This is a genomic window from Microbacterium sp. AG157 (assembly GCF_003385695.1).
In the GTDB taxonomy this organism is placed as follows: Bacteria; Actinomycetota; Actinomycetes; order Actinomycetales; family Microbacteriaceae; genus Microbacterium; species Microbacterium testaceum.
Window position 1 is genome coordinate 166,593 of sequence record NZ_QRDK01000001.1, and the last position, 18,417, is coordinate 185,009.

Genomic DNA, 18,417 nt, shown 5'->3' on the forward strand with positions numbered 1-18,417 from the left:
GGTTCCGGCGCCCCGGGTGGGTCAGAAGCCGGGTGTTCCGATGGCCTTGGCGAGTTCAGCGAACTGCGCCTGGGTGGCTTCGGCTACCTGAACGGGCGTCTTGGTGCCCTGGATCATGTCGCCGAGATTGAGGTACAGGTCGGGATTCGCGACCGCGAGCGCCTGCATCGAGCCGACGGAGCCGCCCAGAGACTTGCTCACGTCGAGCAGCGCCTGCGGGACCTCCGACGAGGACGCGACCTCTGCCTGCAGCGACACCGTCTTCTGAGTGGTGACGAAGTCCGGGTACCCGTCACCGAGCCAGTACGACAGAAGCTGACGCGCAGCGGCCTCGCGCTTGGCATCCCCCGTCTTGAAGGCCACGAGAGCGTTCGCCTGGTCGGGGATGAAGGTGCCGACGTTGCCGGTGGGGGAGATGGGGAAGAAGCCGATCTTCTGGTTGAGCTCCGACGTGTCGGCGAGCGACTGCAGCTGGCCGAAGAACGAGTTCACCTGGACGGCCATGGCGGCCTCGCCCGACAGCAGGGCCGGGCCCTGGTCCTCGAACGTGGCGGTCTTGAGGTTGCTGTTGAACAGCCCCTCCTGGATCAGACCCTGGTAGGTGTCGATGGCGCCCTGGATCGTCGGGTCTGTGAACTTCTCCTTGTTCTCGTTCACGCGCTCCCACAGGCCTTCCTTGGCGGCGTCGGCGAGCTGCACCTGCACCCACCACTGCGTGGCCCACGGCGTGCCGCCGCCGAAGTCGAAGAACGGCGTGACGCCCGCGGCCTTCAGCTGGCGTGCGTCGGCGAGGAACTCGTCCCAGTTGCCGGGCGTCTGGGTGATGCCCGCCTTCGCGAACACCTCCTTGTTGTAGTACACGCCTTCCACGGCCGGCGTTGTGATGAGCGCTGCGTAGCGGGTGTCGTCGAGGATGCCGGTGATGTCCTTCAGCTCCGGCGTGTACTTGTCGATGAAGGGCGCACCATCGAGCGGCTGCAGGTTGGTCGACGCATTCAGAGCCGTCAGCTGCGACGCGGTGGGCTGCCAGAACGCCAGATCGGGCTTGTCTCCCGTGGCGACCTTGGTCTGCACGCTTTGCTCGTACGGGTCGGGAATAGTCACGACGTCGACGGTGGCGCCGGTGGCCGCCTCGAATCCCTTGACGACACTGTCCGGGATCTTGTTCGAGTTCTGCGCGGCCCAGATCGTCAGCGTGGTGCCGTCGAGCTTGGTGTCCTGCGCGGGCCAGTCGGCGGGCCCGGCCGCGGCGCCTCCTCCAGCGCCGGGGTCCGAGCAGCCGGCGAGGGCGATGGCCGCGACGGTGGTGAGCGCCGCGGCGGCGATGAACCGCTTCTTCATTGAATTGCTCCTTCGGTGTGATCAGTGTGACCTGGTGCTGGCGTCGGTATCGACGCGGCGGGCCGTGTCGTCAGACGCAGGGTGCGCGCGGCGAGTCGGGTGTCGACGCCGTGCACGTGGAGGGTTCCCGTCGTGGCATCCCAGTCGGTGTGCCAAGAGGGGAGGTCCAGGGGGAAGACCGGGGTCACCTCGACGGATGCGCCGACGAGGTGAGGGAAGCTCAGCGTGACGTCCGCGGTGCCGCCGCGGCGCCAAAGGGAGACGAGGTCGTCGTCCGCTCCGCGCAGCCCGAGGGCGAGCCACGGGTCGTCCCAGCGCGGCAAGCCGAGGGGCCAGTGCGGGTGGGACGCAGCTATCTCGATGCGCAGGTCCTTCGCGACGGTGATGGCGGTCGCGACGCGCTCGCGTTGCGCGGCATCCATGCGGTTCAGATGCCCCGAGACGTAGAAGCGTCCGAGCAGACCCGTGACGAGGCAGAACGCCGACTCCTCGGCATCCATCTCCGGCTGCGGATATGCCCAGCTCGCGGCCTGCTCGGGAAGGATCGACAGGGGTGAGCTCACCGCGATCGCGGGGTACTTGCGGAAGTCTTGCTGGTCGGAGGTCGACTGCATCGCCAGGCGCGACAGCATCGCGTAGTCCATGCGCATCGCGCCCGAGCTGCAGTTTTCGATGATCAGCGCGGGATGCCGGTCCAGTACCCCGTCGAGCCAGTCGAGGACGGCGCGGTTGTGCTTGAGCAGTCCGTCGCCCACGCTGTCGGCGTCGTGGTCGGTGCCGGGGCCAGGGTTGATGTTGTAGTCCATCTTGAAGAAGCCGACGCCGAAGTCTGCGATCAGCCGATCGACGACCGCGTCGAGGTGCGCGCGGGCCGCGGGGTGGCGGAGGTCGAGGTGGAACCGGTCGTGCTCCACGACACGCTCGCCGTTGCGCTGCAGGAAAGCCTCTGCGGGGAGACGCTCGGCGAGCGGGCTCCGGATGCCGACGACCTCCGGTTCGAGCCAGAGCCCTGACACCATGCCCGCGGCGTGGATGGCGTCGATCACCTCGCCGAGACCCCCGGGGAAGCGCGTGGTGGAGGGCAGCCACTCACCCACCGTGTCCCACCAGTGGCCCGAGTCGTCGTACCAGCCGGCGTCGATGCAGAACACCTCGGCGCCGACCTCGGCTGCGGCTGTGATGAGCGGAAGCAGCTTCTCGGTGGTCGGGTCGCCGTCGAGTGTGTTCATGTAGTCGTTGAAGATGACGGGCATCGCCGCGTTGTCGGGGTGTGGGCGCCGACTGGCACGTCGGTGATCGGTCAGCGCGTCGGCGGCGGCGGGAGCCGCGGAGCCGAAGGCCACTGTGGCGGGGACGCTCTCGAAACGGTCGGCGGGAGCGAGAACGTGCGACCACCCTGCGTCGGCGTCGGTCGGGCCCGAGAGGGCGAGGTAGCCGCCGGCGGTGTCTTCGCCGATCTCCCATCGCCAAGCGCCGTTGTGCTCGATCTGCCACGCCAGTGCGAGGTGCGCCGCGCGGGACTCGAGGATGCCGGTGGGAAGCTCGTGCGCGGTGGACCATGTGCCCGTGGAGACGGCCGCGAGGCTGCCGCGGGGGTTGTGTCCGGTCAAGTGCTCGGCGAGGGGGACGAAGTCGGGGCCGCGCAGGGGCGTGCGGGACCAGCGTCCTTCGCCGAGCCAGTCGCTGACGCCTGTGAGGCGCTCCCACTCAGAGAGCGCGTCGCCCTCACTGCCCTGGTCGGTGAACCCGCTGACCCAGGATGCCACGGCGCGTAGGACGATGCGCCCCTCGCCGACGTTTCCGACGACGACCCGGCTTGTCACGGCCGCCACGCCGGCGTGGGCGGTCAGCTCGATGCGCGCCTCGAGATCGCCCGAGCGCTGCAGGATCGCCAGGGTGTGCAGGCCGTTCTCGACGCTCTCGTCGTGCGCCACGTAGCGCATGCGGGCTCCGTGCTCGGTGTGGGCGAGGCGTCCCGACGCGGGGCGGTGGCCGGCGTCGGCGGTGAGCACCTCGACGAACGGCACGCGGTGCACGGTCCTCGTGTGCCCGGAGACTTCGACGGCGGTGCACGCGACGGGTTTCTCGGCATCCCACCCGAACGTCAACGTCACCAGGTCGTTGCCCCAGTCCAGGGTGGAGGTGGGAGCCGCGCCGGTGGTCACGGGCTGCATCGTCGTCATTCGTCTCTCCGTCGTGTCGAACTGTCGAGGACGCTAGCCCATTGTGAAAGCGTTATCAACTCTATCTTGAAATCGCTATCAAACTCCGGTTACATTGCTCCCGGGCGCAACGCCGCGCCCTCTGATCGATGGAGACATGACCCCGATGAGACACCCCCGATGGATTGCAGCGGGTGCAGCCGGAGCCCTCGCACTCGGCACACTCGCGGCCGCCGCGCCCCCGGCGACGGCTGCAACGACCGATAATCTGTCCGTTGACTTCGCCGCCACGACCGGCGACTTCCGCGGCGGCGCGTCCGGCACCCTGTACGGCCTGGGTGACGACGGAGCCCCCACACAGGCGCTGATCAACGGCGCCCACATCACCAACACCTCACAGAAGGCGCCCTACGGGACGCAGCACCCCAGTGGCGATGCCTTGAAGATCGAGAAGGGATTCTTCTCGAAGAACGGTACCCAGCTCGACATCTACGTGCAGGACTACTACCCCGACTGGGCGTACAACGGCGGGAACCGCCCCGGCGACGATCGCACCTACAACCAGGCCGATGGCACCTACACGAACCAGCCCAACGGCATCTGGGATTACCTCGAAGTGGTGGAGTTCGTCACTGAGGCCGTCGCAACAAAATCGGCGTACCCCGACAAGTACGTCTTCATCCCCTTCAACGAGCCCGACGCCGGCAACTGGTACGCCAACTGGGACTTCTTCAATCAGCAGTTTTTGCCCGACTGGAAAGCGGCCGTCGACAAGATCCGTCAGGTTTACGCTCGCCACGGGCTGACGCCCGTTATCGGTGGCCCGGGCGATGCCGCGTGGCGCGCCGACCGGACCGCCGTCTGGCTGGACTATGCCAAGCAGACCAATACCTTGCCCGAATTCATGATCTGGCACGAACTCGGCATCGACAACCTGGCCACCTACCGCTCGCACTACAACGAGTACCGCAAGCTCGAAGCCGAGCGCGGCATCAGCCCGCGCCAGATCAACATCACCGAGTACGGCCTCCTGCGCGACATGGGCGTACCGGGGCAGCTGATCCAGTGGTTCTCGATGTTCGAAGACACCAAGGTCGACGCGCAGACCGCCTACTGGAACTACGCGGGCAATTTCTCCGACAACTCCGCCCGCCCCAACGGGGCCAACGCCGGCTGGTGGATGTTCAAGTGGTACGGAGATCTCGCCGGTAGCAAGACCGTGAAGGTCACTCCTCCCCAGCTGAACGTCGCCGACACCCTGCAGGGCATCGGTGCGATCGACACGACGGATAAGAAGGCGACCGTTCTCTACGGCGGCTCCGGCGCCGACACCGTGTCGCTGGCACTCAACGGACTGAGCTCGTCCACCTTTGGTTCGCGTGTAGACGTCGAGGTCCGGGAGGCGCCGCTCTCCGGCGCCGAGGGCCTCGCAGCGACGCCGCGCGTGGTCGCCAGACTCTCGGGAGTGGCCGTGAGCAACGGCTCCTTGCAGGTCAGTGTGCCCAACTACGACCGGTACGCCGGATACCAGGTGGTCGTGACGCCGCAACGAGATGCCGTGCCGTCGACCGCGCAGGTGTGGTCGACCTCGATCGAGGCCGAGAACACCGCGATCACGGGCGCGCGCGTCTACGACCAGTCTCCGACCGGCAACGGCGGGTGGATGTTCCTGGCCTCGCACGGCCGTGACGTGGGCTCGTTCAACAACGCATCCGCGAAGGCGGACTGGAGCGTGACCGTCCCGCGTGACGGCACATACCGCTTCCAGGTGATTGGCGCCACGCCGGGGACCCCGGGCCGTCACGCGCTCTTCGTCGATGGGGTTAACCGCACCACCGTGCAGTACACCGCCGACCTTGCGCTGAACGACAACAGCCGGTGGAAGTACCGCGGCAGCGCCGAGGTGCAGATCGCGCTGACGAAGGGTACGCACACGCTGTCACTGCGGGCGAGCGCCGACGGGTCAAGCGTCTTGCCGAACTCCGACATCACACTCGACAAGTTCGTGCTCACTGATGTCACCGACGGTGAGGCGACGGTCTACCCGGCATCCACGATCCGCCTGGCCGGCTCGGCCGCTCTCGCTTACGACGTGTCGGGTAGCCGCGGCGCGGCGCGCGTCGGTGCGGACGGACGCGCCGACGTGTACGCCACGGCCTTCCAGTCGGGCTACTACGACGTCAAGGTCGACTATCGCACGACGGGCGCGTCTGATGTCGCGGTCGATCTCAACGGCCGGCGCGCGGCGACGGGCACGGCGAACGCGGCCGGAACGTGGTCGACCACGGCGCGGCTGCACATGTCGGAGGGCATCAACGAGATCGAGGTGCGCTCGCAGGCGGGTATCGCTCTGACGGCGGTGACCACGACCCGCGTGGCCTCCGCGGATTCGGCGGCGATCAAGGTCGAAGCTGAGTCGGGTACGCGGGCGGGCGGTGCCCGGATCGGGACGTACGACGCGGCGTCGGGCACAAACGTGTCAGGCGGCCAGTTCGTCGGAAACCTCGGCAACGGCACCGGCAACACGTTGAGTATTGCGCGCAGCGATGGGTTCAACACCGCAGGCGACTTCAACATCGTGGTGAAGTATGCCAACGCCGAGGTGTCAGGTCGCCACGACTACAACCCGCAGGTGGTGGACCGTCGGCTCCAGGTGACGGAGGCCGGAAAGGGCCGGGTCGGCGAAGGCTACTTCCGCTACACATATGCGTGGAACAGCTTCTGGGAGCGCACAATTCCGGTCACGCTGACGTCGACAAACGGGGCCATCATCCTCGGCAACGACGGACCGTGGGCCCCCGACATCGATTACGTCGTCATCGCCCCGGCACGTCTTGGGCAGCCGACGACAGTAAAGATCAGCTGACGTCGCCCCCATGAGCGCGGCTCTCGCATCTACGAAGATGCGAGAGCCGCGCTTTGCGCTGGAGGGGCTGTGAGGCGAAGGTGCGAAGACCGGCGTGCGCATGGGGCGGTCGGCAGCAGTTGCGGTGGGGGCCGCGCCAGACGGTCTAGAGGCTTCTGGCGGTCGCGAGGGTGCCGGGTACTTGCACGTAAACGCGGAGGCAACACAGCCATCCTGAGGGCTGGTGTCGTGCTGCGTGAGCCGACGAAGGCAAAGACCGCGTAACGTTGCCGTTCGGCCGTCAAACAGGTGAAGGACCGCACCTGTATAGACGGGGCGGTCCTTCACCTGTTCGGCGCTACCGTCACAGGTCCGGGAGGTCGTCCAGGTTGTTGCGGGTCGTGTCGTCCCGATCGGTGCGGAGATACTTACCGGTCGCGCCGTTGACGGTCTTCATCTGGCGCCGCCACTCCGGGCACGCACTCTTCGGTGTACTCCACACCCCGCACGACCGCGGCGGATCGCACGATGTCGAGCGCCCGTCGCTTCGACGTGGCCACCAGCAACGCTTCCCAACTACGTGGAGGCTCCGTCGGAGGCGCCTTCATGAGCGACACCATCGCCTCCTGGACCGCATCGGCGGCCAGATCCCAACGCCTACTCCCGCGCAGCACTTCGTAGGCGACCCCGCACATCGCGTCGCGATGCTTCTGATACAGAGCCGCCCAGTCGTAGGAGGGATCAGCCACGGACCGGCCCTTCGCCTCGTGCACTCATCTCGTCACCCTCCATCAGCGCCGATGGTCGTCGCTTCACAAAGTAGTCGGGACAGACCGCCGGGGAGTTAGCGGCGCGTTGGTACGTCGACGAAACGGCATTCGCCAATTCACAACTCGTCTAAGCCGTGACCCGTCGTCCGCCGAGCAAACCGGCTCGGGGGCCTGAGTCCACCGGAGCCAACGGTCAGTTGAAGTGGAACGTTCGGTAGGAGCTTTGCACGCTGAACTTCCGGCCGTCCTTCCGCCGCTGCAAGAATCCAACGACCGTGTCGATTCGTCCGATCAGGACCGACGTCAACTAAGCGCTACACAACTGGCAAGCAAACTCCAGCACAAACGAAAGAGCCTCCCGCGTATCCGCGGAAGGCTCTTCCTCGTCGACCAACCAGAAGGACAACTTGTCCAATGGTTTGAGTAACTATCAATTGGTCGGGATGACAGGATTTGAACCTGCGACCCCTTGACCCCCAGTCAAGTGCGCTACCAAGCTGCGCCACATCCCGTTACCCGCGAACGGGCAACTCCCCTATATTAGCCCCTCGCCGACTCCCCCGCGAACCAACGGCCACCCCGGGCGTGTGCGCACTCCCTTGTCGATGTCGGAGCCCCTCGCTACGGTCTCGGGCATGACGATCGAGATCCTCCCCGCCACCGGCGACCGCTTCGACGACGCCGAGACGGCGCTCGACAGCGGAGACGGTCCCGGGTGCCAGTGCCAGTGGTGGCTGCTCACGAACGCGGAGTTCCAGCGGAGCTCGCGCGACGACCTCACCACGCGCTTTCACGCCGAGATGCACGGTGATCACTCTCCGGGGCTCATCGCCTACGTCGACGGCGAACCCGCGGGCTGGGTGCGTGTCGGCCCCCGCGTCGACCAGGCCCGCCTCCTCCGCACCCGCGACGTCACGACCGCGACAGAGGAGCCCCTCGACGCCGACGACGTCTGGTCGGTCTCGTGCTTCGTGGTCCGCACGGCGCACCGTGGCACCGGCTTGATGAAGAAGCTCCTGGATGCCGCGGTCTCCACCGCCCGCACGGCCGGTGCTCGTGTCGTCGAGGCGTATCCCCTCGATCCCACCGTCACGAAACGCTCGGCCAACCAGCTCTATCGCGGCACGGTGTCGATGTTCGAGCAGGCGGGTTTCGACGTCGTCGATCGCCCCAAACCCGACCGCGCGCTCGTCGCGCTGACTCTCCACGACTGACCGCCCGACCTACGATGGAGGTTCACCGACGAAAGACCCGACATGACGGATGACACGACCACCGCCCGCGTCGACGCGTGGCTCTGGGCGGTGCGCGTCTACAAGACCCGGTCCGCGGCGACCACCGCGTGCCGCGCGGGGCACGTCCGGGTCAACGGTGAGCGGGCCAAGGCCGCCCAACCCGTGCGCCCCGGCGATGAGTTGCGTGTGCGCATCCAGGGCTTCGACCGCATTCTCGTGGTGAAGAAGACGATCGCGAAGCGCGTCGGCGCGGCACTCGTCGCGGAGTCGGTGGACGACCGCACTCCCCCGCCGCCCTCGAAAGAGAGCGTGCCGTTCGTGCCGGTCCGAGACCGCGGCGCCGGACGCCCCACCAAGCGCGACCGCCGCGACATCGAGAAGCTCCGCGGCCGCGAACTCGACTGACCAGCGGGTCACACCCTCGGCGATCTGCGCACCCCCGCTGAGGATGTTTCTCGCCGACGGACCCCGCGCGGACCGCAGACGACCCATCGACGCGCGAGCGACCCGCAGGTGCCGAGGCGCCCTGTCAGCCCAGCTGCTCCAGCAACCACCGCGCTCCGTGCACCGTCGCGCCGAGTTCCTCGACGCGCGCCGCAAGCCCGCGATCACTGGTCACGACCACGATGGGCCGGAACGTCCCCGCCAGCTCGCGCACCGCGGCGACGATCTCGTCGTCGCCCTCGCCCTCGGCGCGACGCACGTCGATCGCAGGGACCGCGGGCTCCGCCGCCCGCGCCTGACCTTCCAGCACCGCCGTCACCGACGGGAACCATCGTGTAGCGGACAGGCCGAGGAGGTCGGCATCCACCCCCCGTTCCGCAAGCGTCGAGACCCGGGTGAGCAGCCGGGTCGCGGCGCCGGCACGGTCTTTCCACCACCCGTCGGGTACCGAGCCCATGACGTTCGCCACGTCGACGACAATCGCGGGCCGTACGGTCAACGCGTCACGCAGAGCGGGCCATGACGCCGCGAATCCGGGATGCAACGGGAGGGAGTCGACGTCGTCGACAGTCACCCAGGTCAACGCCACGCTCTCGGGGTCGCTGATCACCGGCGCGAACGGGGTCGTCACGTCCGCGACGAGAGTGGAGTACGACCAGATGCCGAGGTCGAGAACGCTCTCGAAGCGCGCGCTGACGGCATCCGCCGGGACTCCCGCCTCCTCGCCCGATTCGCGCAGCGCGCCATCGCGAGCGGACTCGCCCTCGTGCCGCGCGCCTCCCGGCAGTGCCCAGGTATTGCCGAAGTGGCTCCACGACACCCGGTGCTGCAGCAGAACGCCGCGCTCGGGGTCGAGGGCGAGCAGCCCCGCGGCACCGAAACGCCCCCAGTACTTCTCGCCCGTGGGCGCGACGACCCAGGCGTCGCCGGGGTCGCGGGGTCCGTGCGGACGCCGCGGCTCGCCGGGGGCAGGGGGCTCGATCGTCATCGGCTCCAGCCTGGCACACACACGACCGACGGTCCCCGTCCAGCGTCACGAGACGCCATGAGATCACCCGCGCCGCCGCACAGTTCGCGCCGAGAATCGCAATATGACCGCCGCTCCTCGACCGCGGGGAAGTCGGAACCGCCTCGAGTTGCCATGATCGTCCCATGGAGTACGAATTCGACGACGACCCCGACCGGATCGACCGCGACGCGGTCTGGCAATGGCTGAGCACCGAGGCGTACTGGGGTCGCTGGCGCACCCGCGCCGACGTCGAAGCCCAGCTCGACAGCGCCTGGCGTGTCGTCGCCGCGTACCACCGAGAGACGGGCGCGTTGGTGGGCTTCGCGCGGGCGATCTCCGACGGCGTCGGATTCGCCTACCTGGCCGACGTCTTCGTCGTCGCCGCGCACCGCGGCCACGGCCTCGGCAAGGGCCTGGTCTCGCTGATGATCGACGAGGGTCCGGGTCCTCACTTCCGCTGGACCCTCTTCACGAGCGACGCGCACGGCCTCTACCGTCGGTTCGGTTTCGCCGAGCCCGATCAGACGGCTCTCGTCCGCCCCGCGGCGCCGCTCTGAGACACCGGATGCCCCGGCCGACGCCACCGCATCCCGCTGACACGTCGGTCACCGTCCGTCATCCCCCACCGCTGAGGCCCGAGCGCGAGTGGAGCGACGGAGTCACGGCATCCGGGACGACGAGCGCCCCGCCCCATCGGGCCGGGGCGCTCGTCGGCGGATCACGCGTCGAATCGCACGCCCGCCGGGTCGGACGGGAGCAGCTCGAACACGAGCAGGACGATCGGCCCGATCACGGGCACGAGGGCGATGAAGATCCAGAAGCCGCTCTTGTTCGTGTCGTGCAGACGACGCACCGTCAACGCGATGCCCGGGACGAGCACGGCGAGGCTCCAGAGGGCCGTGAGGACGAGGAACACCACGCCGAGGCCCGAGGGGCCGGTGGGCATTCCGTACTCATCGACGCCACCGGCGCCGCCCGTGACGGCAGAGAGGATGTTCAGCACGCCGACGACCACGACATTGACCAGGACCCACCACCAGAATTCGCTCCGGCTGGCCCGACCGGTGAAAGTGGCGTACTTCTTGAAGAAGCGCTGGACGGCTGCCCCCAGCGGCGCGCCGTAGTACGGCTGATCCAGCGCGACGGTGTTCTGCGAGTACGACATGAGTGTCCCCCTGACACATTGGCGAGTAATGCGCACCGGCATGAATGTCGGTGCGCATGAACTGTACCGATTCCGCAGCTCTCGTCGTGTAATGCGTCGACATTCACTCGTCGAAGCGCGCGCCCTCCGGCCGCGGCCCCTGGAGCGTGAAGACGAAGAGAACGAGGACGCCGATGAGCGGCACCACCCCGATCAGCACCCAGAACCCGCTCCGATCGGTGTCGTGCAGGCGCCGCACGAGCACGGCGAACGTCGGGACGATGGTGACGAGAGCCCACACGAGCCAGATCGCCCCGAGGATCACCCCGAGCGGTCCGGTGATGGTCGTCGAGCCGTCGGCTTCGATGCGGATGCCATCGGTCAGCGTGGGCAGCGCATTCAGCACCGTGCCCACGACGGCGGCGGTCACCACCCACCACCAGTATTCGCTGCGGCTCGCGCGCCCACGGAAGGTGGCGTACTTCGCGAAGATGCGGCGCACCGCAGCGCCCAGCGGCGCGCCGTAGTAGGGCTGGTCGAGCGGCGGGACGGCGGCGGTCATGGGGTCTCCCGGCGTCGACAGAGGGTGGATGCCACGGCGTCGCCGTCGCGAGAGCACTCTATCGACCGCCCGGTCCGGCCCGACCCCGCTTGCGCTCGTGCCCGTCCGTGCCTGACGGCACCCACCGCGCGCGAGACGACATCTCGCTGACACACCCGCGTCAGCCTGCGACCGACGGGCCCGCAGACGCCGCGCGCACACGCCGCCGCCCCACCGCCGTGCGCGCGAGGCGCATGTCCAGCGCGCGAAAGCGCCCCGACCCCCACACGGGGACCGGGGCGCTCGCTGCGCGACTCAGCGCTGGCGCTTCTCGCGGATGCGCATGTTGAGCACGATCGGCGTGCCCTCGAAGCCGTAGATCTCGCGCAGGCGCCGCTGGATGAACCGGCGGTAGCCCGGGTCGAGGAACCCGGTCGTGAACAGCACGAAGGTCGGCGGACGCGTGGCCGCCTGCGTGCCGAACAGGATGCGCGGCTGCTTTCCTCCGCGCAGCGGGTGCGGGTGCTCGGCGACGAGCTCCGACAGGAACGCGTTGAACTTGCCGGTCGGGATGCGGGTGTCCCACGACTCGAGCGCCTGCTCGAGAGCGGGCACGAGCTTGTCGAGGTGACGACCGGTGCGAGCCGAGATGTTCACGCGCGGAGCCCACGCGACGTGCGCCAGGTCCTGCTCGATCTCGCGCTCCAGGTAGCGGCGACGATCCTGGTTCTCCATGTCGTCGTCGTTCAGGCGGTCCCACTTGTTGAACGCCAGGACCAGCGCGCGGCCCGACTCGAGCACGAGGTCGATGATGTTCAGGTCCTGCACGCTGATGGGCTGCGAGACGTCGATCACCACGACCGCGACCTCCGACTTCTCCAGCGCCGTCGAGGTGCGCAGCGACGCGTAGAAATCGGCGCCCTGCGACAGGTGCACCCGGCGACGGATGCCGGCGGTGTCGACCAGCGTCCAGAGCTTGCCGCCCAGCTCGACGACCTCGTCCACCGGGTCGCGGGTCGTCCCGGCGAGCTCGTTCACGACCACGCGCTCTTCGCCGGCGGCCTTGTTGAGCAGCGACGACTTGCCGACGTTGGGGCGACCGAGGATCGCGACGCGTCGCGGTCCGCCGATCTCGTACTTGGCGACCGCCGACACGTCGGGCAGCACCTTCATGATCTCGTCGAGCAGGTCGGCCACACCGCGGCCGTGGATGGCCGAGACAGGGTGCGGCTCACCGAGGCCGAGGTTCCACAGAGCGGCTGCTTCGGGCTCATGGCGGGCGTCGTCGACCTTGTTCGCGATGAGGAACACCGGCTTGCCGCTCTTGCGCAGCAGCTTCACGACGTGCTCGTCGGTCGAGGTCGCCCCCACTGTGGCATCCACCACGAACAGCACGATGTCGGCGAGATCGATCGCGACCTCGGCCTGCGCGGCGACCGAGCGGTCGATGCCCTTCGCGTCGGGCTCCCAGCCGCCGGTGTCGACCAGCGAGAAGCGGCGGTCGAGCCACTCCGCCTTGTAGGTGACGCGGTCGCGCGTGACGCCGGGGGTGTCTTCGACGACGGCCTCGCGGCGGCCGAGGATGCGGTTCACCAGCGCGGACTTGCCCACGTTCGGCCGGCCGACGATCGCGACCACCGGCAGCGCCGGCAGGAACTCGATCGCTCCCTCACCCGAGGCGAGACCCGCGAGAAGAGCCGCGTCCTCCTCGTCGAGGTCGAAGTCCTCGAGGCCCGCGCGCAGCGCTTCGGCCCGCTGTTCGGCGAGCACCTCGTCGAGCTGCTCCATCTTCTCGGCGAGCTGGTCGGGCCCGCCTTCGTACTCGTCTTCAACGCCCATCGCGGGCTCCCATCGTGTTGTCGACGACGCTCAGCACGGCGTCGACGGTCTGTTCGAAATCGAGGTGGGTCGAATCGACGACCTGCACGCCGGGGGCGGCGGTGAGGAAGTCGACGACCGTGGAATCGGCGGCGTCGCGCTGGTGGAGGGCTGCGGCGACCTTGGCGGCATCCTGATCCGTCAACTCCGCACTGCGGCGCGCGGCGCGCACCTCGGGGGCCGCGGTCAAGAGGATGCGCACGGGCGCGTCGGGGAACACGACCGTGGTGATGTCGCGGCCTTCGACCACGACGCCCGGAAGAACCGCGGATGCCACGAGCCGGCGGAACAGCTCGTTCACCGCGTGGCGCACGGGAGCGACGCGGGCCACTCCGCTCACGGCATCGGTCACCCGGGGTTCGCGGATCGCGGCGGTGACGTCGGTGCCACCGACGCGCACCCAGCGGTCGGCCGGGTCGAGCGAGATGGCGTACTCGAAGTCGCCGAAGACCTCGAGCACCGCCGTCGCGTCGGAGGTGTCGGCCTCGTGAGCGAGGGCGTGCCACGCGAGGGCGCGGTAGGCGGCGCCGGTGTCGAGGAAGCCGTACCCGAGGCGGGCGGCGGCGGCCTTCGACACGCTCGACTTGCCGCTTCCGGCGGGGCCGTCGATCGCGACGACGACGGGGGCGGATGCCGAGCCCTCGGCGGGCGCGGCCAGGCCGGGCCGGAAGAGGGCGGGGGTGGGCTCAGTCATGGGTGGTGCTCGCAATCCGCCAACCGCGCTGCTGGAGGCCGTCGACGGCGCGGCGGACCGCGTCGGGGACGACGCTGATCTCGGCCAAGCCGAACGGGGCTCCGGGCGAGTGCTCGAGGCGTAGGTCTTCGACGTTGACGTCGAGATCGCCGAGCTCGCCGAACAGGCGCCCCAGCTGGCCGGAGGTGTCGTCGACCATGACGACGAACGTATCGAAACGGCGGTTCTGGCCGTGCTTGCCGGGCAGACGCTCCACACCCTCGTTGCCGCGGCGGATGGTGTCGGCCACCGCGCGCCGCGCGCCGGGCACCTCGGGGTCGCGCAGCGCCTCGGCGACGTCGGCGAGGTCGGCGGCGAGCTGATCGAGCACCGCGACGACGGGTGCCGCGTTCGCCCCGAGGATCTGCACCCACAGTTCGGGGGCGGATGCCGCGATGCGCGTCGTATCGCGCACGCCCTGGCCCGCGAGCCGTAGCGACCCGTCGGGGGCCTCGACGAAGCGCCCGGCGAGAAGACTCGCCACGAGCTGCGGTACGTGCGACATGAGTGCGACCGACTCGTCGTGCTCTTCGGGCGTCATCTCGATGAGGGTCGCGCCGAGATCGAGGGCGAGCCCCTCGACGAGCGAGAGATCGTGCGCAGAGGTCTCGCCGTCGCGGCACACCACCCACGGGCGTCCGACGAAGATGTCGGCGCGGGCCGAGATGGCTCCCCCACGCTCACGACCGGCCATGGGGTGCGAGCCGATGTAGTGCGTGAGGTCGACGCCGCGTTCCCGCAGGGTGCGCAGCGGCTCGAGCTTCACGCTCGCGACGTCGGTGACGACGGCATCCGGGAATCTCTCCAGCTCGCGCTGCACGACGTCGGCCGTGACGTCGGGCGGCACGGCCACCACGATCAGCGAGGGACGGTCGTCGAGACGCTCGGCGCGGCCGGCGCCGTAGTCGATCGCGAGGCGCAGCTGTGAGGGAGACGCGTCGACGAGCACGACGTCGACGCCGAGCGCGGTGAGCGCGTGACCGACGCTGGCCCCGAGCAGGCCCGAGCCGACGACGCGGACGGTGCCGCTCGTACGGGTCGCCAAGGGCCCGGCCGCGCGCGCGGACGTTCCGTTGACTTGGCTCATCGGGTCTCCTACCCTGGGCGGCGCCGCTGGCACCGCGAAGCGCCCGAGAGGCTCACTCCGCCGGATCGGCCGGAGTACTGTCGTCCTGGCGGGACAGCGTGAGCAGGGCACCGCGTTCTACTGTAGTCAACTCGCGGGCCTTGCCCACCGGGAGAGTTCCCAGGTGAAGCGGCCCGAACTGACGCCGGACCAGCTCGACGACCGGGTGACCGACCTCCGCCATCATGCGGCGGACGATCCGGTTCTTGCCGGAGTGCAGGGTCAGCTCGACCAGACTCTCGCCGCGGGAGGCGTCGAGCAACCGCGCCTTGTCGGCTGCGATCCGCCCGTCTTCGAGGTCGACACCTCGGATGAGGCGCTGGATCGTCTGGGGAAGCACCTGCCCCTCGACCTTCGCGATGTACACCTTGGTCACTCCGAACGACGGGTGCGCGAGCACGTGCGCGAGGTCGCCGTCGTTGGTGAGGACGAGAAGGCCGCTCGTGTCGGCATCCAGTCGTCCGACGTTGTACAGCCGCTCGTCCCAGTCCTTCGCGTACTGGCGCAGGTCGGGGCGGCCGCGATCGTCGCTCATCGAGCTGACGACACCGGTGGGCTTGTTGAGGATGACGTAGCGCTTGGACTCATCGAGCTGGATGGCCGTGCCGTCCACGTCGACGAGGTCGGTCTCGGGGTGGATGCGACGGCCGAGCTCGGTGACGACGAGCCCGTTCACGCGCACGCGTCCCTCGACGATCATCTGCTCGGCGACGCGGCGCGAGGCCACTCCCCTGTTCGCCAGCACCTTCTGCAGGCGGATCCCGTCATCGCTCGCGGAGCCCGAGCCCTCGGCCGCCGAGCCTGTCGAAGCGTCGCTCATTTCAATACCTCTCCGTCGAATCCGTCTGAGCCGTCGTCGAGCAACGGCGAGATGTGCGGCAGCTCGTCGAGCGAGTTGATGCCGAGGTTGACCAGCAACTGGTCGGTCGTCCCGTAATGGATGGCGCCCGTGTCGGAGTCGGTGAAGACCTCCGTGATGAGTCCGCGCGACAGAAGCGTGCGGACCACCGAGTCGACGTTCACAGCCCGGATGGATGCCACCTGTCCGCGCGTGACGGGCTGCTTGTACGCGATGACCGCCAGGGTCTCGAGCGCCGCCTGGGAGAGTCGTGAGGGCGCCTGGGTGTTCACGAACTCGCCGACCACGTCGTCGTACTCTTCGCGCACGTAGAGGCGCCAGCCGCCGCCGACCTCGCGCAGCTCGAAGCCGCGCACCGGTCCACCTGTCTCGCCGTCGTAGTCGGCGACGAGGGCCTCGACAGCCTGGCGGACGGCCGGAACGGGCGCCCCGACGGCGGCGGCGAGGCTCACGAGGCTCTGCGGCTCGTCGAGGACCAGCAGGATCGCCTCGAGGCGACGAGCGACGGATGCCGGGTCGCTCGGGCGCACGGGAGGAGCCGCCTCCGTCATGCGGTGCGGCGTGGCGTCATCGGTCATAATCGGCTCCCAGGGCGGCGAGGTTCTCTTCCGACCACCTCTCGGCGGTCCAGCGGAGCGTCAGCTCTCCCAGCGGTTCGAGCTGCTCGAACGACAGCGCCGCGTGGCGGTAGAGCTCGAGGATCGACAGGAACCGCGCGACGACGACCCCGGTCTCGGTCACGCCGGCGACGAGGTCGCGGAAGTTCAGGGTTCCCGCGGACCGCAGCAGGGTCACCACGATCGCGGCCTGCTCGCGGATGCTCACGAGCGGCGCGTGCAGGTGGTCGAGACCCACGGTGGGGATCTGCTTGGGCGCGAAGGCGACGACCGCCAGCGCGGCGAAGTCGTCGGCGCTCAACGTCCACTTCAGCTCGGGAACCGCGCTGCGGTACTTCTCATCGAGCCGCACGTTGCGCGTGTGCCGTCTGTCCTCGCGCTGGAGGCAGCGTGCGAACCAGGCCGACACCTCCTTGAACGCTCGGTACTGCAGCAGGCGGGCGAACAGCAGGTCTCGTGCTTCGAGGAGCGCGACCGACTCGGCATCGACCAGCTCTCCCTGCGGGAGGAGGCCGGCGATCTTCATATCGAGAAGGGTCGCGGCGACGACGAGGAACTCGGACGCCTCGTCGAGGTCGCTCTCCGGGCCCATCGCGCGCAGGTACGCGATGAACTCGTCGGTGACGCGGCTCAGCGCGACCTCGGTGATGTCGAGCTCGGCGCGCGAGATGAGGGTGAGGAGGAGGTCGAAAGGACCGTCGAAGTCGGGAAGGGTGACGCGGAAGCCGGGGGCGTCGGGTCCTTCGCCGAGCTCGGGGGCCGATGGCACCGCGAGAGCGGCACCGGCGGGGGTGTCGTCAGGCGACGGCGCCACGGGCGACCAGCTCCCGCGCGAGCCGCAGGTAGGCCTGGGCGGCGGCGTGCTCGGGCGCGAACTCCGTGATCGGCATGCCCGAGACCGAGGCATCCGGGAACTTGACCGTGCGACCGATGACCGTCTCGAGCACGTCGTCTCCGAACGCCTCGACCACGCGCTCGAGCACCTCGCGCGAGTGCAGCGTGCGGGGGTCGTACATCGTGGCGAGGACGCCGTCGAGCTCGATCGCCGGGTTGAGGCGGTCGCGCACCTTGTCGATCGTCTCCACCAGCAGGGCCACGCCGCGCAGCGCGAAGAACTCGCACTCGAGCGGGATCAGTACTCCGTGCGCGGCGGTCAACGCGTTGACGGTCAGCAGACCGAGCGAAGGCTGGCAGTCGATGAGGATCACGTCGTAGTCGGCCGCGACCTTGCGGAGCACCCGGGCGAGGATCGTCTCGCGCGCGACCTCGTTGACCAGGTGCACCTCGGCCGCCGACAGGTCGATGTTCGCGGGGAGGATGTCGAGACCCTCGACGCGGGTCGAGACGATGACCTCGCGCGGGTCGCGCTTGGTGTCGAGCAACAGGTCGTAGATGGTCGGCACGTCGTGCGTCTGGATGCCGAGTCCCGCCGACAGCGCACCCTGCGGGTCGAAGTCGATCGCGAGCACGCGACGGCCGTACCCGGCGAGAGAGGCCGCCAGGTTGATGGTGGTGGTCGTCTTGCCGACGCCGCCCTTCTGGTTGCAGAGGGCGATGATGCGCGCGGGGCCGTGGCTGTCGAGCGGCTTCGGGGTGGGGAACCCCTGGTAGGGGCGACCGGTGGGTCCGAGGATGACCTCGTCTGCGCCCGTCTTCTGGCCCTTTGTGCTCGCCGACACCGAGTCTCCCGCCTTCGTCATAACGTCCCCGAGT

The 18,417-nt window shown here is 68.9% G+C and carries 17 protein-coding genes and 1 tRNA gene; 4 read left to right on the forward strand and 14 right to left on the reverse strand.

Annotation, left to right across the window (positions count from 1 at the left end; translation table 11 throughout):
* Positions 1 to 21 precede the first annotated feature (21 nt).
* On the reverse strand, positions 22 to 1,341 hold the full coding sequence (locus DEU35_RS00865) for an ABC transporter substrate-binding protein (protein ID WP_116238357.1): 1,320 nt from the start codon (positions 1,339 to 1,341) through the stop codon (positions 22 to 24).
* Complete coding sequence (locus tag DEU35_RS00870) at positions 1,338 to 3,524, reverse strand: glycoside hydrolase family 36 protein (RefSeq protein WP_258873296.1); 2,187 nt, start codon at positions 3,522 to 3,524, stop codon at positions 1,338 to 1,340. Before DEU35_RS00870 ends, DEU35_RS00865 begins: the two co-directional genes overlap by 4 nt.
* Before the next feature lie 136 nt (positions 3,525 to 3,660).
* Here DEU35_RS00870 and DEU35_RS00875 point away from each other — a divergent pair, with 136 nt between their 5' ends.
* A complete protein-coding gene (locus DEU35_RS00875; protein ID WP_258873297.1) occupies positions 3,661 to 6,369 on the forward strand; it encodes a hypothetical protein in 2,709 nt (902 codons plus the stop codon).
* Between the two features lie 407 nt (positions 6,370 to 6,776).
* Here DEU35_RS00875 and DEU35_RS00885 read toward each other — a convergent pair whose 3' ends face one another.
* Together DEU35_RS00885 and DEU35_RS00890 are read right to left on the reverse strand one after the other, a co-directional pair.
* Positions 6,777 to 7,097: an RNA polymerase sigma factor gene (locus tag DEU35_RS00885; protein WP_147301813.1), complete on the reverse strand. Its 321-nt coding sequence runs from the start codon at positions 7,095 to 7,097 to the stop codon at positions 6,777 to 6,779.
* 456 nt (positions 7,098 to 7,553) lie between these two features.
* Positions 7,554 to 7,630 (reverse strand) — tRNA-Pro (locus tag DEU35_RS00890).
* 123 nt (positions 7,631 to 7,753) lie between these two features.
* Between DEU35_RS00890 and DEU35_RS00895 the strand changes: the two genes are divergently transcribed.
* Both DEU35_RS00895 and DEU35_RS00900 read left to right on the forward strand, forming a co-directional pair.
* Complete coding sequence (locus tag DEU35_RS00895; protein ID WP_116238360.1) at positions 7,754 to 8,332, forward strand: GNAT family N-acetyltransferase; 579 nt, start codon at positions 7,754 to 7,756, stop codon at positions 8,330 to 8,332.
* Between the two features lie 42 nt (positions 8,333 to 8,374).
* Positions 8,375 to 8,758, forward strand: coding sequence for an RNA-binding S4 domain-containing protein (locus DEU35_RS00900; RefSeq protein WP_116238361.1), 384 nt, complete (start codon positions 8,375 to 8,377; stop codon positions 8,756 to 8,758).
* Between the two features lie 124 nt (positions 8,759 to 8,882).
* On the opposite strand, the gene DEU35_RS00905 is transcribed toward DEU35_RS00900, so the two are convergent.
* Positions 8,883 to 9,785 carry an NUDIX domain-containing protein gene (locus tag DEU35_RS00905; RefSeq protein ID WP_116238362.1) on the reverse strand — a complete coding sequence of 301 codons (903 nt, stop codon included), beginning with the start codon at positions 9,783 to 9,785 and terminating at the stop codon, positions 8,883 to 8,885.
* A gap of 164 nt (positions 9,786 to 9,949) precedes the next feature.
* On the opposite strand from DEU35_RS00905, the gene DEU35_RS00910 reads away from it, so the two are divergent.
* Complete coding sequence (locus DEU35_RS00910) at positions 9,950 to 10,363, forward strand: GNAT family N-acetyltransferase (RefSeq protein ID WP_116238363.1); 414 nt, start codon at positions 9,950 to 9,952, stop codon at positions 10,361 to 10,363.
* 161 nt (positions 10,364 to 10,524) lie between these two features.
* On the opposite strand, the gene DEU35_RS00915 is transcribed toward DEU35_RS00910, so the two are convergent.
* From DEU35_RS00915 to DEU35_RS00955, 9 genes are all read right to left on the reverse strand, one after another.
* Positions 10,525 to 10,971: a DUF805 domain-containing protein gene (locus tag DEU35_RS00915; protein ID WP_103210522.1), complete on the reverse strand. Its 447-nt coding sequence runs from the start codon at positions 10,969 to 10,971 to the stop codon at positions 10,525 to 10,527.
* Between the two features lie 103 nt (positions 10,972 to 11,074).
* Positions 11,075 to 11,512, reverse strand: a complete 438-nt coding sequence (locus tag DEU35_RS00920) for a DUF805 domain-containing protein (protein ID WP_116238364.1) — start codon at positions 11,510 to 11,512, stop codon at positions 11,075 to 11,077.
* Between the two features lie 294 nt (positions 11,513 to 11,806).
* Positions 11,807 to 13,330 (reverse strand): ribosome biogenesis GTPase Der, encoded by a 1,524-nt coding sequence (gene der / locus DEU35_RS00925; protein ID WP_056227518.1) that lies wholly within the window; start codon positions 13,328 to 13,330, stop codon positions 11,807 to 11,809.
* Positions 13,320 to 14,063 (reverse strand): (d)CMP kinase, encoded by a 744-nt coding sequence (gene cmk, locus DEU35_RS00930; RefSeq protein ID WP_246077949.1) that lies wholly within the window; start codon positions 14,061 to 14,063, stop codon positions 13,320 to 13,322. Before cmk ends, der begins: the two co-directional genes overlap by 11 nt.
* On the reverse strand, positions 14,056 to 15,189 hold the full coding sequence (locus DEU35_RS00935; RefSeq protein ID WP_116238365.1) for a prephenate dehydrogenase: 1,134 nt from the start codon (positions 15,187 to 15,189) through the stop codon (positions 14,056 to 14,058). Before DEU35_RS00935 ends, cmk begins: the two co-directional genes overlap by 8 nt.
* 52 nt (positions 15,190 to 15,241) lie before the next feature.
* Positions 15,242 to 16,048: a pseudouridine synthase gene (locus DEU35_RS00940; protein ID WP_116238366.1), complete on the reverse strand. Its 807-nt coding sequence runs from the start codon at positions 16,046 to 16,048 to the stop codon at positions 15,242 to 15,244.
* Positions 16,045 to 16,665, reverse strand: a complete 621-nt coding sequence (gene scpB, locus DEU35_RS00945) for an SMC-Scp complex subunit ScpB (RefSeq protein WP_396652077.1) — start codon at positions 16,663 to 16,665, stop codon at positions 16,045 to 16,047. The genes DEU35_RS00940 and scpB overlap by 4 nt, the downstream gene beginning before the upstream one ends.
* Positions 16,655 to 17,518 carry a ScpA family protein gene (locus DEU35_RS00950; protein ID WP_116238367.1) on the reverse strand — a complete coding sequence of 288 codons (864 nt, stop codon included), beginning with the start codon at positions 17,516 to 17,518 and terminating at the stop codon, positions 16,655 to 16,657. Before DEU35_RS00950 ends, scpB begins: the two co-directional genes overlap by 11 nt.
* Positions 17,502 to 18,404 (reverse strand): ParA family protein, encoded by a 903-nt coding sequence (locus tag DEU35_RS00955; RefSeq protein WP_056227506.1) that lies wholly within the window; start codon positions 18,402 to 18,404, stop codon positions 17,502 to 17,504. Before DEU35_RS00955 ends, DEU35_RS00950 begins: the two co-directional genes overlap by 17 nt.
* Between the last annotated feature and the right edge of the window lie 13 nt (positions 18,405 to 18,417).

What these genes read in the sequence shown, in the direction of transcription:
- cmk (WP_246077949.1), bottom strand. Translation starts at nt 14,063, where the DNA reads ATGACTGAGCCCACCCCCGCCCTCTTCCGGCCCGGCCTGGCCGCGCCC.
- DEU35_RS00870 (WP_258873296.1), bottom strand. Translation starts at nt 3,524, where the DNA reads ATGACGACGATGCAGCCCGTGACCACCGGCGCGGCTCCCACCTCCACC.
- DEU35_RS00915 (WP_103210522.1), bottom strand. Translation starts at nt 10,971, where the DNA reads ATGTCGTACTCGCAGAACACCGTCGCGCTGGATCAGCCGTACTACGGC.
- DEU35_RS00895 (WP_116238360.1), top strand. Translation starts at nt 7,754, where the DNA reads ATGACGATCGAGATCCTCCCCGCCACCGGCGACCGCTTCGACGACGCC.
- DEU35_RS00900 (WP_116238361.1), top strand. Translation starts at nt 8,375, where the DNA reads ATGACGGATGACACGACCACCGCCCGCGTCGACGCGTGGCTCTGGGCG.
- DEU35_RS00875 (WP_258873297.1), top strand. Translation starts at nt 3,661, where the DNA reads ATGACCCCGATGAGACACCCCCGATGGATTGCAGCGGGTGCAGCCGGA.
- DEU35_RS00865 (WP_116238357.1), bottom strand. Translation starts at nt 1,341, where the DNA reads ATGAAGAAGCGGTTCATCGCCGCCGCGGCGCTCACCACCGTCGCGGCC.
- DEU35_RS00905 (WP_116238362.1), bottom strand. Translation starts at nt 9,785, where the DNA reads ATGACGATCGAGCCCCCTGCCCCCGGCGAGCCGCGGCGTCCGCACGGA.
- DEU35_RS00920 (WP_116238364.1), bottom strand. Translation starts at nt 11,512, where the DNA reads ATGACCGCCGCCGTCCCGCCGCTCGACCAGCCCTACTACGGCGCGCCG.
- der (WP_056227518.1), bottom strand. Translation starts at nt 13,330, where the DNA reads ATGGGCGTTGAAGACGAGTACGAAGGCGGGCCCGACCAGCTCGCCGAG.
- scpB (WP_396652077.1), bottom strand. Translation starts at nt 16,665, where the DNA reads ATGACCGATGACGCCACGCCGCACCGCATGACGGAGGCGGCTCCTCCC.
- DEU35_RS00940 (WP_116238366.1), bottom strand. Translation starts at nt 16,048, where the DNA reads ATGAGCGACGCTTCGACAGGCTCGGCGGCCGAGGGCTCGGGCTCCGCG.
- DEU35_RS00910 (WP_116238363.1), top strand. Translation starts at nt 9,950, where the DNA reads ATGGAGTACGAATTCGACGACGACCCCGACCGGATCGACCGCGACGCG.
- DEU35_RS00955 (WP_056227506.1), bottom strand. Translation starts at nt 18,404, where the DNA reads ATGACGAAGGCGGGAGACTCGGTGTCGGCGAGCACAAAGGGCCAGAAG.
- DEU35_RS00935 (WP_116238365.1), bottom strand. Translation starts at nt 15,189, where the DNA reads ATGAGCCAAGTCAACGGAACGTCCGCGCGCGCGGCCGGGCCCTTGGCG.